We start from the raw sequence: 14103 nt of genomic DNA on the forward strand, positions 1-14103 counted from the left end.
AAGTTGTTATTAATTAATGGAGCTGGGGGCTTGGATTAAGATATGTATAACTCAAATACTTTTTCCGCTCATGGTTTTAGCTTAAGAAATAAGCTCCTGGATGGCTTAAGAGGGTATGCGGCCCTGGCTGTGCTAGTATTTCACAGTATCTTAATGTTAAGTAATTATATAGTTACTGATGTTTTGTATACGCCCATTTATCAAATCAAAGAAAACTATTTTAAAATCACCAAATTGTTTCTCTTGCTTTTTAATGGTCATACAGCGGTTAATATTTTTTTTGTTTTAAGTGGAATGGTATTATTTAATACTTTATTAAGAACTAAAACAGAACAGCTGCCAATTATCACGTTTAGTTTAAGAAGAATAATTAGAATTTATCTCCCTCTAATTCCATGTCTGGCTGCTTTTTACCTTGTTTTTAATTGCCTGCATTATTTTTTACCAACAATTTACCCTCATATTAAATTTCATCCCTTTGTCCAAAATTGTTTGCTTTTCAAAATAACACTGCACGGTGCCAGCTGGACATTACAATCTGAAATTTGGGCAATCCCACTGATTCTTTTGACTTTTTACGCGTATAAACAATGGGGCGCTAAAATAGTATTAATTTTAACTTCATTATCGATATTAATAATAGACAATGATTTTAGAATTAATTTTCATGCGGCCAATACTTGGATATATTATTTTTATTTAGGCTTTTGCTGTGCAATTTTTCCAGAAGAATTAAAAAACAGCATGAAAAAAATAGGATGGTTTCTACCACTGTTTACAATGATATTTCTTAGAAGTTTTTTCATCCACTCCAGTATTACAGCCAATTTACTGCAAGGCTTCAGCATTGCGATATTAATACTCTACTTAAGTAGTGATCCAGAGGATCAATTTTCTTCTTTCTTAAAGCTACCATTTTCTCAGTACTTAGGTAAAATAAGTTTTAGTTTATACTTATGGAATGTAATGGTATTAAATTTATTTTTACCATTAGCTCGATTTACCGTTGTGCAACTTCATCCGCTAGAGTTTGGTTTATTAATTGCCGCGTTTGTATTTATAATCACTTGGCCTTTAGCACATTTCTCTGAAAAATTTATCGAACAACCGGCGATTAAGCTCGGTAAAGATTTATCAAACCTTATCGTTGCTGAGTCGACTAAGGTAATTCCCAAGCTTTCTCGCGCGGCTTTACTTCTTAGAAATAGCTACTTATTTAACTGGAGAAGAACATCATCTCCCACTAAAGACGCCAGCTTATTGGGCTGATGCCCCCAATGATGGAAAGTGTGCAATTTTCAATAAGTTTTTGCTAGTCATTTACTCTGACAGAAATTAACAAAATGCAGCATCATCTTTATGTTTCAACTTTCTGAATATCTATAGACTGCGAATAAATCACAATATTTCTTGAAAAGTAAGGGCATTTTATCGGGGCCTGAATTCACACATGCTATAATGGTTGTTATTGGAACATCTGGTTATAAATTTGAACGGACATGAAAGATAAATATGAAATGATTAATGCTCTGCAAAACCCTCAAAAAGCGCCTTTTAGAGTGGCTTTTGAGATTTTTGCAAGTACAGACCGAGAGAAAATAGCAAAATGGCCTAAAAAACTGGCTGAGCTTTTAAAAATACCCGATATTGACTTTCACAGGCAGGATGGAAGTGAAGCTATCACTGCAGAGGCTGCAAAAGCCGCGAAAACCGAAGCGATCGAGTATTATCAAAGTAGTGGTTTAGATGCGCCAGCAAGCCGATTATTAGACGGATTGGAAAAGCACAGGGCCCGATATTATAAGGTTAAAGAGTATTTTGACCAGAAAATTAGAGAGCTTAACCTTAGCAATCCACTACTCTTTTTTGATGACCAAGCCCTCCGTATTGACATCGGATATGGCCCCAAAGAAATGTCGGTATTATTTCCTGATTTTTTTAATCATGGAGGAGTATTTGATAAAACGATTCTGGGCGGTGTGAGTTATTTTGGAAAATCCCCATTAAATTATTTTTTTGACGACTATATAGAGGACGACTACCAAATTTTTCTAAATGCTGAAAAAGAGCGCCTTCTTTCAACTGTGGCCATCGAATTGGCCCCGCAGGCCTTGGCAACTAAAAGAAAAGTAAGTATTGAAAATAAAAAAGGTTTCAACGAAGCAGAATTTATTACTAAATGCTTCGACAGCAATGAAGGTCTGATTGTTGGCGAGGTACATGAACATAAAAGCCCCAAACAGTTTTTAGTTGATAATATGGCTTTGTTTAAATCTCAAGGCGTCACCACTATCTATATGGAGCATTTACTGCAGGAGCGCCACCAGGCATTACTCGATGTCTATCTACATTCACAGCCTGATGCCGCTATGCCGCGTGAATTGGAACTCTATTTAAATTATCTGGATGAAGAGCGTAAGCTATCAGGATCGGCTACATTTACAGCGGTAGTTCAAGAAGCTAAAAAGCATCAGATCAGAATAGTGGCGGTCGATTCTGAAGCCTCTTATCGTTTGGCGGTTACACAATCATTGGGTGATTTGGGAGATATCAAAGGGACCAAAGAGCGTTTTGGCGCAATGAATATGTTGATGCTTGAGCGATACAGGGAATTTAATGATGGTGGAAAATATATAGCACTCATAGGTAGTGGTCATGTTGCCACCTGCCTGGATGTACCCGGAGTCTCTAATTTATTAAATTGCCCAAATATCCTTGTTAATGATTTAAGTGATGACCTGGAAGAATATATTGAGCAGGATATTCTACATGGAGAAGCGCCAGCAACTGCAACTTTTGATGTTTTGTATCATCGCCATCAAAATTCAAAACAGCTGACTGCTTCTGTTATAACCCAGCGTTCTACTGAGGAAAAGAGGATTCCTGCAGATGATGCTGCCATGACACAGAATCCTGAAAAAGAACTTCAAAAAAATATTATTAACTTCGAAGCGAATAAAAGAGAAATTCAAAAGAAATTTTTAGAAAATTTGACAGCGCTGCAGTTAGAGCTTAACAAATCCAGCCGAAATAATACGGCAACCAAATTGGAAGGAGAAAGGTTGTATACGGCTTTATTTACGAATCAGGAACAATTTTTCAACTCATTATCCTTACAGTTAACGGAACAGGAATTAAACAAAACAATTATTGAATTTCGGAATTCGTGTAAAGAACAGATTAAAGCTGCAGACAAGATTATGGGACATGGCTGGTTATATCGTATTGCTGAAGTAGTAATTAAATCAGTCATTGGTTTATTTGTAGGTATTGGCATGGTTCTGGGTTTCGCAGTCAATCAGGGCTTGGCCAAGTCAGAGCATCGACAAAAGTTTGCCCAAACTTTCTTTGCTCTTAATCAAACTGATGAATCAAAGGCTCTGAACAAATTTAAACAAGAAACCCTGGGTGATGAAAAGGAAGAGCCTGGTTTACTCTCGGAGTCAAAATTTAATAAATGAGTGCTCAAGAATATTTTTACACCACATTAGGCTCTCGTGTGGATTCCAATTATTAATTTTCTTATTATTATCTCTAAGATCTAACAATCACATTATTTAAAATGAACTATAGTTTGCGATATATAAAAATCGGTATGGTTGCGTCGGTTGCCTTATTCTTAAGCCTGGTGGCTTTTAATAATGTGGTGGATTTCAACAGTAATTGGCTTTTTGTGCATCATGTATTAAGCATGGATACGACCTTCAATGAAACTGCTCTTATGGGGCGAGCTATTACAGATTCTAACCTCCAGAAACTGGCGTACTATTTAATTATTGTATGGGAAGTGATAGCGGCAACTATCTGTTGGATTGGCTGTTTTATTCTTGGCTCCAAAATAAAGAATAGTGATTTTAATTCATATAAACAGACCGCATTCATTGGCTTATTCTTGGGCTTTTTACTGTATATGGTGGGCTTTCTCGTTATTGGTGGGGAGTGGTTTGCGATGTGGCAATCTCCAAATTGGAATGGGCAAATGAAAGCAGGACTATTTCTGAATTTCATCATGTTCGTGATGATCTTTCTTAACACAACCGATGAATAATTTGCCGGCCCATATGTAGCAGCGTAGCCTGGTTGGCGCTTTGCGGCAACCGGGTTTTCATGAAGGAAAGTCTTCCTGGAGATTGGGGATAAGGCAACCTGGTTGTCGCAAAGCGCCAACCAGGCTACATACTAAACACTGCCAATGACCTAAACACTGCCAATGACAGCTTATATTGAATGCTAAGGGATATTAAAAAGGGTTGTATTGACCCCTCCGCAAACAATTACCAGAATGGATTGGGCTTTGTGAAGAACAGGATGATCATTATAAATCAGGGATAATGAGGCGCCGCAGTAATACATTATCAGAATCCCTTAACAATCGAGTTATTGTCAAATGTGGTGTACAGCATTAGGCGGCCTTCCTGCTTGATTTTTTACTAACCTGTATTCCATCCTCAAATTTAACGTTATTCACCACCAGGGTTAATAGGTTAAAGCCTCTAATTTTTATCCATCGTTTTTGCGCCGACTCCATCAATTTAAATACCATGGCTAGCGTGCTATCTCTTGAGCCGCAATTACGCGATTTTTTGGTACGTAAGCGCACGGTTGCAAAGGCTGATTCGATTGGATTGGTTGTTCGAATGTGAATCCAATGTTCTGCTGGAAAATCATAGAACGCTAATAGTTCTTCTTTATCTTTAGCCAAGCATTCCATGGCTTTTGGATATTTAGCACCAAATAATTCCAGGGTATTGTCAAACGCCTTATAGGCTTCTTTACGAGTAGGCGCCATCCAAATCTCCTGCAGGGCTGCCTTCACTTTGGGCTGCACAGATTTGGGTAATTTATTCAGAACATTGGCGGTCTTATGCACCCAACAGCGTTGATGGCATGAGTCCGGATACACTTTAGTAAGCGCATTCCAAAAACCCAATGCCCCATCACCAGCTGACAATTTTGGTGAATGAGTAAGGCCTCTTTGGCGTAAGCTTGTGAGCAATTCTTCCCAGCTTGCCGATGACTCACGATAACCATCACAAACGGCAACTAACTCCTTGTGGCCATGCTCTGTCACCCCAATAATAACGAGCAAGCACAAACGCTCATCCATTCTAACCTGGCTATAAATGCCATCAGCCCACCAATAAACATAACGTTTTTGACTTAAATCCTGGCGTTGCCAGTTTTGATGCTCTAAAAGCCATTGGCTTTTTAGCCGGCATACCGTATTCGCCGATAAACCCTTTGCGTGTTCACCTAATAGTGAGCTCAATGCTTCGGAATAATCCCCCGTGGACAAGCCTTTTAAGTAAAGCCAGGGAATTAACTCTTCAATACTTTTTGTCCGTCTTAAATAAGGCGGTAACAGATGACTATTAAATTGAATCCCTGAGCCACTGCGATCGCGCACTTTAGGTATTTTAATAGCAACATCACCAATGCCCGTTTGAATGGTTCTTTCCGGCAAATAACCGTTACGGACAATGGCTTGTCGACCATCGATTAACTTTAAATCTTCATACTCAGAAAGCATCGCCCCTAACTCCGCTTCAACCGCTTGCCTAATTAAATCACGAGCACCATTTTTTAGTAATTCAGTTAATGGATCAGTGATTTTTTCAACTGGTGTAGATACCTCTTTCAGATTACAATCCTTCATGGCGTATTTCCTTTTGTTGATTTTGTTCTTGCGGAACTTTCTTCAACAGGATACGCCACCTAATTTATTTTTCCATACACCAGATTCGAGCATAACTCTGCATTTTAGTTACAACCATAACTTTGCTCGATACGAGTTGATGGTGTTTCAATTAAACCGTGACAATTTGTCACACTTTGAAAATAACTTTGTAAACCCCCCCTTATTAGTGCCAACCGAAACTAGAGTTTTCCGACTTATTTTTAATCAATCTATAATCAAATGGTGACAGATCTCCCAGTGATTCATGCGGTCTTTCTTCGTTATATTCTTTCATCCATTTCCCGGTTATTTCCCGAACTTCATTGAGATTTCTGAACAAATAAAAATCCAGTATTTCATTGCGATAAGTTCGATTAAACCGTTCAATAAATGAATTTTGAGTAGGTTTTCCGGGTTGAATAAACTCAAGAGTAACTCCATGTTTTTCAGCCCAGTCAGCCAATACCAGAGAGATAAACTCAGGCCCATTATCAAGACGCAGTTTTGCCGGATATCCTCGACTGGCAGCAATGCTGTCAAGCACCCGGGTAACCCGTCGGGCAGGCAGGCTCAGATCCACTTCAATGGCCAGTGCTTCCCGGTTGAAATCATCAACCACATTAAATGTCCTGAATCGTCTGCCACAGTTCAATGCGTCGCTCATAAAATCAGCAGACCAAGTATGGTTAACTGTAGCGGGAACCGCAAGAGGCTCTGGGTTGCGTGTAGGCAATCTCCGCTTTCCTTTACGGCGGATATTCAACTGCAATTCACAGTAAACCCGGTAAACCCTTTTGTGATTCCATGTAAACCCCGCCTGCCTCAGTTTGACAAACACTTTCCTGAAGTCATAACGCGGATAGCGTTTGGTAACTTCCATCAGCTCTTTAATCACCGTCTCATCCTTATTTACTGCCGGCTGATAATAGTAACCTGTGCGACTCAGGCTTAAGGCGGCACAGCTCTGTCTAAGACTCATGCCGTATTCATTTACCAGATAATCAGCCATCTCCCTTTTCTCTGCCGGCTTTAAAGCTTTTTTTCTATCACATCCTTTAACGCACGGTTTTCCAGCGACAAATCAGCGAACATCCGTTTCAGCTTTGCATTTTCTTCCTCAAGTTGCTTCATTCGTTTAATATCTGAGGCCTCCATCCCGCCATATTTAGCTTTCCAGTTGTAATAGGTGGCATCGGATATTCCATGCTCACGGCAGACATCCTTTACCAGACGGCCATTCTCTACATATTTTAAAATATTTAATATTTGATGCTCTGTAAATCGGCTGCGTTTCATCGTTTCTCCTCCTCTTGCCTATTATGCCCGAGAAACTCTATTTTTGAATGGTGCTATTTTACGGGAGGGTTACAGAGCCAGACGCATTGGCAAATCAATCTGTATTTAGTAATGGTTTAACAATCACAATGGATGATGGCAGAATGGTGAAAATTCTAATTTGTGAGTCCGATTAATGACAATTAGTCACCATTGTGAAATTAAGAAAGCAATGCCTGAGGACGCCCAGGCCATTATTGAATTTTTAAACGCTGTTGGAGGAGAAACGGATTTCCTTACCTTTGGTCTGAATGAGTTTCCACTTTCTGTGGAAGATGAAAGTAAAATTATTGATGAATGTATCAGCGAAGAAAGGAATTTAATGTTAGTAGGAAAGGTGAATGATCAGATTATATCGCAACTTTTCCTGGAAACATCTGCTCAATCCAGATTGAAGCATATTGGTTATATTGGTTTAACTGTGCTTCGTAATTATTGGGGGCAGAAAGTGGGTTCACAAATGCTTGCACAGGCAATTGAATGGGCAAAACAGAAGCAATTAGCCAAACTCCAGCTCCAGGTCAGAACGGATAATTATCAGGCGATTCAGTTATATAAAAAATTTGGTTTTGTTTGTGAGGGAACAGTAATTAAAGCTTTGAGGATTGGGGAGCATTATTTCGATGATTTTTTAATGGGGTTGATGATCTGAGTTCTTAGGCCCGAAGATTAAGCGGGCCCTCTAGCCACATATTTTGTCATGAGTTCCTATGTCTGTAACATATGCAGATTATTCAGCTATAATCTCCTGCATCAACACGGTTCAATCTGGCTTTGAGCGAAATGGTCTCCAGTATTTTTGTATTCTGCAGGCGCATTGGATAGCAAGCGTTTTATAAGTCGATTCAAAATAAAGCTTATAAAAAGAGCGGCTATCAATAAGCAGGTGATAGTACTAAAGCCAGATGCATAATAGGCTTTTAATACCGGCAAAGACAATTCCTGATGTGGAACCGCCGCTAATTCGGCTAACTTTCCTGCCAGAAAACCACCGACCCCCAGGGAGACGAAAAAAATACCTGTCATGGTGCTTACTTTTTTACGGGGTGCGAGCACTGTGACAATAGAAAGTCCAATCGGATATAACAATAATTCAGCGAGTGAGATCATCAGATAAATAGGAATAAATAGCAGGGGTGATAACAGCTGGTCGTTTTCACTGGTTTTGCAGATAAAGGTTAACGATAAAAAAGCCGCGGTCATAAAGCACATGGATAGCAAAAATTTATTGGCTGATTGAATTCCTGCATGTTGGGTGACGGTATTATATTTTCTTCGAGATAAATACAAACCAAACACAATCGCGCCAAAACTTTGAATGCTCACATAATAAGGCGGGGGAAAGTGTAATCCGAATAAGTCTTGTTTTACCACTCGTGCAATAAACAAAGTGAATGACAAAAACATTTGGAAGTAAAAAGCCCAAAAAATAATGGAAATAATACATAACAAGCTGATGACTATTGTTTTTCGTGCATCATAAGAGGATTGCTCTTTTATTGTGTACGCAAAATAACCCGCCGAGAGCAGTACTATACCCGTAAATGCAAAATTGGCTAGGGTGGTATAGGTCAGAATAAAAAAGGACGCCAACCATAAAACCATTACTATCAGAACTGCTAATAGAATATTTTTAAATGAATATTCGTATACGGCATAATCTTTTATCTGATATTTAATAATGCCCAAAACAAAGACTAGTAATCCCAATAGCATGCCAATAGCTGCGCTTATAAATGACACAGGCCATCCAAAATAGAAGGTCAATTGGTTTGGAAAAGTACAGCCAAAAATGATCCCTAAGGTGATGCCCATATAAAAAATGGTAAACCCATTTTCTCTTTGATTAGAATCATCTGGATACTCATTGCCGAGCAATGAGGAGATATTAGGCTTAAATAACCCTGTGCCAACAGAGATTCCTGCCAGAGAACAGAGTAAAGCAAAATTGGAGTCGATAAATCCCAGCAGTAAATAGCAACAGAATAAAATAATCCCCCCAGTAATGATCGTTCTTTTCTGGCCGAGTAGTTTATCGGCAACCCAGCCGCCTAAAACTGGGGAAACATAAGTAAGGGCTGTGAAGGAACCTACAAGAGCATAAATATCTTTATCATTCCAATTAAAGTGTTTTGCAAGATAAAGTGCCAGCAATGTTTGTATCACGTAGAAGCCGTAGCGTTCCCACATTTCTGTTGCGAAGAAAACGCGCAATGATTTTGGATGGTTCCTGTTCCTGGTAGAGTCATCGCCGGCAACTCCAGCGATAGAATCATAAATGGATTGAGTTAATGTATATCGAGTCTTCTTCTTTGTATTTATGATTTCCATAAACATTCCGTATAAAATACATCCAATTGGCATCTTGCGAGCAATACTAATGCCTCTATATTTTGTCAGTGTGTTAAAATTAAAGGCGGGAATAAGCTTTTTAGAACTATAAAAGACAATGAGGAGAAAGACAAGAAAAACCTGGGAGCGTAAACTGATCCTGCTGCTTACAGGCCTAGGGCCTTGAATTTAAACCATGCGCACTTCGCTGCTCACTTTCGCTCGGCATTGAACTTTGTCCAGATGCCTGCCTTGGTGCAAAACCTGCGTAATAATCAGGCCGTTCTGAATACAGGGTTCTAAGATGCAATTTTCTGATTTCATCAGCTCGCGGTTCTGGCATGTACCATCTTCCTTTCAAGTCACAATAGAAATTCTCAATAAGCCAGGCACCACAGCTTGAGCCATCGGGTTGTTGCATGCAGTTCGGTGGAATAGTTAATTCGTCTTCCTTTCCTATGAAATTATTTTCCCTCAGTTGCCTGCATATCTCTTCGTATCTCGCATCCTCGCGGTAGTCATAATTCTCACCGCGATTACTGTCGAAATAACTGACTTTAACAATGGCTTTATTCTGTATATCAATACGTAAGCCCACCCAATGCTGATGGTCTTGAATGGGAATGAGCAGGGTTTCTGAATCTCCCAGTGGCTCATGTACCAAATAATCAAGCAAAACATTCGCGATGTTATTGCCTGACATATTTAATTGTGCGCAGGCAAGGACAGAAACTCCGGGTAAAGAGGGTTGCCGAATCAATAACTGTTTTATGCGTGCAGCCAGAATAGCTTGTATATCTTCTGTCTCATAGAAATAGTTGCAATTGATTCTGACTCTTGCAAAACCTGCTGCTCCCTCAGGTCTTGCAGGTTTTTCCCGAACTGGTTCTTGCGGGGGTGGGGAGTCAATTCGTCTTAAAGTGCGTGGGCGTTTTTGAAAAAAAGAAACCTGAGTGACCACTGGTGCCGCTTCTGGAACCGGTCTGGGTAATTTATCCAGCTCAATCTGGACTTTGGCCAATGCGACTTCTATCAGAGGACGAACACGGGTATGTTTGAAATGATTTTTAAGGGCTCGTTTTAAAAAGATTTTTTGTAAAACTAATAATTGATAAGCCTCATCCAGATTTTTATCGCGTCGCGCCTCTAACTCGTCATTGAGGCTTAAAACAGCCTTATGATCCCTGTAATATTGAAACTCAAAGGTCACTATTTTTACAAATCGAGCCAATTCAGTGAGTGAGTTGAAATTTTGAATAATCAAGGGAATGCAGGCGGTGCTTTTTACCAGCTCAAAGCGTTTTTTTATAGAGCAGGCATCAAATAAGGCTAATAAATAATCCGCATTGTTAATGCGGTTTATGAGAGGGTTCAGAACCTCTTCTTCAAGGGAAAAAAACGCAAATACAAGATCTTCGGAATTAGTAAAGGGGATAGGTTCATGTGTTGAGCTGCCATTGTTCCCCTCCTGTGTCAGGCGTACTCTTCTAAATTTTCGTACATATACCTTATCCTGAATGCCAAGTAAGGCGCATAATTCCGCTTTTTTGTTATTAGAGATAGCGGTGTAAAGATCAATACCTGGTCGATCAGGGATATTGATTTTCTTCCCTGTTTTTTTAGAAGTTGAATTCAATTTTCTTCCTGTCTTCGGCAGGAGGGTATCTCCTTCCTCTCCCGCCGTTTCATTATCAACTTCCGAATGAAAATCATTGCTCGGTGTCTGCCAGAGGATTTCGCTTCTTTCAAGCTCACTCGCTTCTATTTCTGTATTAGCTGGCCTTATTTCTACGGAGGATCTTGTCTCTTGTCTGGAAAATGGCACGCATGGAGCTCTGGAACGAACCGTTTGACTCGAAGGGATTTTTAACCGCTTTTGCATTATGTCCAGTAAATAAGGCAGGTTTTTTAAATTGTCAGCCAGTGCTTCTACAAGATCCTGATGCTCCTCATCTAAACCCGGATAAGGAGGTATGCAATCAAGAGCCTTCAGGAAGCAGGGGAGATAGTTTCTATCCTTGTGAGCCAGTAATTTTACAGAATCAAGAAACTCCAAAGCATCTTCTATCTCCATGTTACCTGTGAGCAGGATCCCCTCGGCCAATGGAAGCAATAGATCTTTACTGAAATCATGACAGGTTTCCGAAATCTGTGCTAATTCAGAAAAAATAGAAATAGCTTCGCCGCGATCAACCTCATAATTAATATGCTGGCTTATCTTCTTTTTAATTAAAAGCGCGTTTAACCAGGCACCTTCCCATTGACTGATGCTTCCCTGGATGAGAAGGTCATTCACCATACTTAGTGCGACGCCCAATTGTTTAGGTGTGTAATCCTTTAAGAGTTCAGTAACTATCTTTTTGAGAAAGCCAAGCGGAATTTTTCCCTCAAAACTTCCTTTTTTTAATACTTCTTGCAGATTCACCAAAATGGACACATAGGAATGAGCAGAATTTTCATCAGGAACTGTATTCTTTTCAAGAAAGGGGATGATGAATGCAATTAATGGGGCCAGAGGTAAACAGCCAGATAGCATATTATCTCTGGATAAAAAACCCAGAGCGACCATGCCTTGAGAAATCCTTTGCAGGGTTTTTTGCTTCAGGAAATAGGGGTAAATTTCATTAAGACTAATTCGGCCCTGAATTCGGCCATTATCGGATAATAATCCGACGCCAAAAATTGCCAACCCCAAGCTGTCATCATTGCCGGAGATTGTTTTCAGGCATTTCATTAAATCAGCAGCTGTGGCCCGCCCCAGAATATGCCCCTGGAACGATAGCGTGCCCAGATAATAAACATAATTACCAATATATCGGTCATATTCTGTATAAACCAGAAATTCCTTCAATACATGAATGAGATCTGACATTTCAAAACGATCAGTCAGGCATTCATAATCGCCTAATGTTTTTAGGTTAAATATGATAAAACTTCGACTTTTTTTTCCGAAATTATCTTTGGTGTCGGCGTTATATCTGTTGCTTCTGCTAAGAGTAAAATGCTTTAAACAATTACTAATCAGAAGCGCACTCACCTCGCCAGAAAGAGTATCATTCTTTTTAAGACTCTTGAATAATTCACAAAGGGCCGAGGTAATAATTGTATTATCCGAGCGTTTGACCACTAATGGAAAAATTTTTTCCAAGCTGCCTGCTTGCAGTTGGCCGTGTATTTTTTTATGTTCGTTGAGCTGCGATATCCCCATAATACAGCCTTTTAACGCTCGGTAGTCAGCATCTAGCCTGACTGCTTTGAGTACAACCTGTTCAATTAAATTGGCAGGGATGTTCTGGTCAAGAACTTGGTATAATGTCGATCCCAGGCAAGACAATATAGTGGTTAATGAATATGCAGTTGATTTCTCTTCACGGAGCATACTATTCAGTATTTTTACAATAATCGCTGTAGGGAAGGTCTTTATTGGATAACCACGGCTAACAAGCTCACGTAAATTGGAAATAAAGCGGGACAACTTTGTAGAAACCGCAGTTTTTTCAAAGTGAAGCTTAAGAAGATCGGGGGTTGTTCTCAGGATATTTTCAATATTCGCTAAGCTCTCTGACACATCTGAAACAGAGCGTCTTTCCCTTGCTGAAGGTGTTTTTTTAACCAGCTCGTCAATACTACTGAATAGCTGCTCAATAGAGTATTGATTGGTTGAACTGGAATCCCTATCCGTTCTTTGTCGTTTTCGAGAGCTCTGCTCTATAGGGCTGTGGCGTCGTTTATTATTCGATGATTCTGAACCTGGCATTTTAGATTCCTGGTATATTTATACTAATTTTAACAAAGTGCTCATTATTTGCCAGATGGGTCAATTGAATAAAGCGCTATGAGGCCTTAGATTAAAGCTGAGGAAAAATGGTATCGTGGTCCATATCCTTAATAATGTGATTATGTTTTTTATTTGGGTATAATTGGTTAAAAGTAAAATTACCAGGTAACTCCCCGGGTACTTGAGACGATTTGATTTGGAGTTACATTACCAGAATAACAAAAGGGGATTAATAATAGATAAAAATTCTGTTCATTTTAAGGCTGTTATTGAATCCCACCTGATTTTCAAAATAAAAGGAACAGCAAGACTACTATTCGATACCTGGACTGCGTATGCCAGAGAACGGTATTCTGATTATTTATTCCAGGCTAAGGATGAAGTGCTGGTTCATGACTTAATAATTGCTTTTGCTAAAGGTTTGGAATTTATCTCGCGGAATGAGAACAAAATCAAATGTAATCAGCCAGAATGGTCTGTTGGAGTTGTTTTAGATACGGCTTCAGTCGCTTTGCACACTCACTGGTCTCAAGAGTACATTTATAAGCAAACTCATGAGTATAAAGACTTATGCTTCCTGACAACGCTTTCTCAATTTTTGAAAGTAGATGCAATATCCGTTGGGAAAATAGAGGCACTTTACAGGCATAAATTGAATAAGGAAATCAATATTAGCGAACAGAAGTTAGAGAAGAAAGAGAAAATTGTTGATTTAAATCAATTTAAAAAAAGTAAGAAGTCTGGCGATTTTTTTAAGAAAAATCTGATTGATTATTTGGATTCATTGTATTACGAAAAACATTTTCTGATATTTGGCGATATTCTTAAAAATAAATCCAGCCTAAAATTAGAAAATTTTTTTAATTATGATGAAATTAAAAGTCTTATTGACAGAGTTTCCTAGTTTTTGCTTTCAAGGAGCTTTCAGCCCTATAACTGCTGGGAATCAATGGGTTGTATTGAGTCACTCATAATTGTATTA

10 protein-coding genes are annotated in these 14103 nt (G+C 39.1%); 5 read left to right on the forward strand and 5 right to left on the reverse strand.

Going from position 1 to position 14103, the window contains the following annotated elements:
- The first annotated feature begins 42 nt into the window (after nt 1-42).
- The 3 genes from LXA66_RS00830 (at nt 43) to LXA66_RS00840 (ending at nt 4048) form a co-directional block, all read left to right on the forward strand.
- Nucleotides 43-1269: an acyltransferase gene (locus LXA66_RS00830; RefSeq protein ID WP_233011529.1), complete on the forward strand. Its 1227-nt coding sequence runs from the start codon at nt 43-45 to the stop codon at nt 1267-1269.
- A gap of 230 nt (nt 1270-1499) precedes the next feature.
- Nucleotides 1500-3461 (forward strand): membrane-targeted effector domain-containing toxin, encoded by a 1962-nt coding sequence (locus LXA66_RS00835; protein ID WP_233011530.1) that lies wholly within the window; start codon nt 1500-1502, stop codon nt 3459-3461.
- 101 nt (nt 3462-3562) lie between these two features.
- Nucleotides 3563-4048, forward strand: a complete 486-nt coding sequence (locus LXA66_RS00840; protein ID WP_233011531.1) for a DUF2165 family protein — start codon at nt 3563-3565, stop codon at nt 4046-4048.
- A gap of 182 nt (nt 4049-4230) precedes the next feature.
- Here LXA66_RS00840 and LXA66_RS15810 read toward each other — a convergent pair whose 3' ends face one another.
- From LXA66_RS15810 to LXA66_RS00850, 3 genes are all read right to left on the reverse strand, one after another.
- Nucleotides 4231-4353, reverse strand: coding sequence for a hypothetical protein (locus tag LXA66_RS15810; RefSeq protein WP_255664962.1), 123 nt, complete (start codon nt 4351-4353; stop codon nt 4231-4233).
- Between the two features lie 49 nt (nt 4354-4402).
- Nucleotides 4403-5656, reverse strand: a complete 1254-nt coding sequence (locus tag LXA66_RS00845; RefSeq protein ID WP_233011532.1) for an IS256 family transposase — start codon at nt 5654-5656, stop codon at nt 4403-4405.
- A 205-nt stretch (nt 5657-5861) separates the two neighbouring features.
- Nucleotides 5862-6973, reverse strand: a protein-coding gene (locus LXA66_RS00850) for an IS3 family transposase (RefSeq protein ID WP_233011533.1) whose coding sequence is annotated in 2 segments (ribosomal slippage) — nt 5862-6721 and nt 6721-6973 — 1113 coding nt in all. Because the reading frame shifts where the segments join, the coding sequence is not laid out codon by codon here.
- 175 nt (nt 6974-7148) lie between these two features.
- On the opposite strand from LXA66_RS00850, the gene LXA66_RS00855 reads away from it, so the two are divergent.
- The gene (locus tag LXA66_RS00855; protein ID WP_233011534.1) at nt 7149-7664 is read left to right on the forward strand and encodes a GNAT family N-acetyltransferase; all 516 of its coding nucleotides are present in this window, start codon (nt 7149-7151) and stop codon (nt 7662-7664) included.
- A gap of 101 nt (nt 7665-7765) precedes the next feature.
- On the opposite strand, the gene LXA66_RS00860 is transcribed toward LXA66_RS00855, so the two are convergent.
- The gene (locus LXA66_RS00860; RefSeq protein ID WP_233011535.1) at nt 7766-9343 is read right to left on the reverse strand and encodes a peptide MFS transporter; all 1578 of its coding nucleotides are present in this window, start codon (nt 9341-9343) and stop codon (nt 7766-7768) included.
- 175 nt (nt 9344-9518) lie between these two features.
- On the reverse strand, nt 9519-13100 hold the full coding sequence (locus tag LXA66_RS00865) for a Ulp1 family isopeptidase (protein WP_233011536.1): 3582 nt from the start codon (nt 13098-13100) through the stop codon (nt 9519-9521).
- Between the two features lie 202 nt (nt 13101-13302).
- Here LXA66_RS00865 and LXA66_RS00870 point away from each other — a divergent pair, with 202 nt between their 5' ends.
- Nucleotides 13303-14025: a hypothetical protein gene (locus LXA66_RS00870; protein WP_233011537.1), complete on the forward strand. Its 723-nt coding sequence runs from the start codon at nt 13303-13305 to the stop codon at nt 14023-14025.
- Nucleotides 14026-14103: the final 78 nt, after the last annotated feature.

The sequence above is a fragment of the Legionella sp. 16cNR16C genome, from assembly GCF_021297775.1.
GTDB classification, from domain to species: domain Bacteria; phylum Pseudomonadota; class Gammaproteobacteria; order Legionellales; family Legionellaceae; genus Legionella_C; species Legionella_C quinlivanii_A.

Excerpts from the sequence above, each read along its gene's own strand:
- LXA66_RS00860 (WP_233011535.1), bottom strand. The coding sequence starts at position 9,343 with ATGGAAATCATAAATACAAAGAAGAAGACTCGATATACATTAACTCAA.
- LXA66_RS00865 (WP_233011536.1), bottom strand. The coding sequence starts at position 13,100 with ATGCCAGGTTCAGAATCATCGAATAATAAACGACGCCACAGCCCTATA.
- LXA66_RS00835 (WP_233011530.1), top strand. The coding sequence starts at position 1,500 with ATGAAAGATAAATATGAAATGATTAATGCTCTGCAAAACCCTCAAAAA.
- LXA66_RS00855 (WP_233011534.1), top strand. The coding sequence starts at position 7,149 with ATGACAATTAGTCACCATTGTGAAATTAAGAAAGCAATGCCTGAGGAC.
- LXA66_RS00840 (WP_233011531.1), top strand. The coding sequence starts at position 3,563 with ATGAACTATAGTTTGCGATATATAAAAATCGGTATGGTTGCGTCGGTT.
- LXA66_RS00830 (WP_233011529.1), top strand. The coding sequence starts at position 43 with ATGTATAACTCAAATACTTTTTCCGCTCATGGTTTTAGCTTAAGAAAT.
- LXA66_RS15810 (WP_255664962.1), bottom strand. The coding sequence starts at position 4,353 with ATGTATTACTGCGGCGCCTCATTATCCCTGATTTATAATGATCATCCT.
- LXA66_RS00845 (WP_233011532.1), bottom strand. The coding sequence starts at position 5,656 with ATGAAGGATTGTAATCTGAAAGAGGTATCTACACCAGTTGAAAAAATC.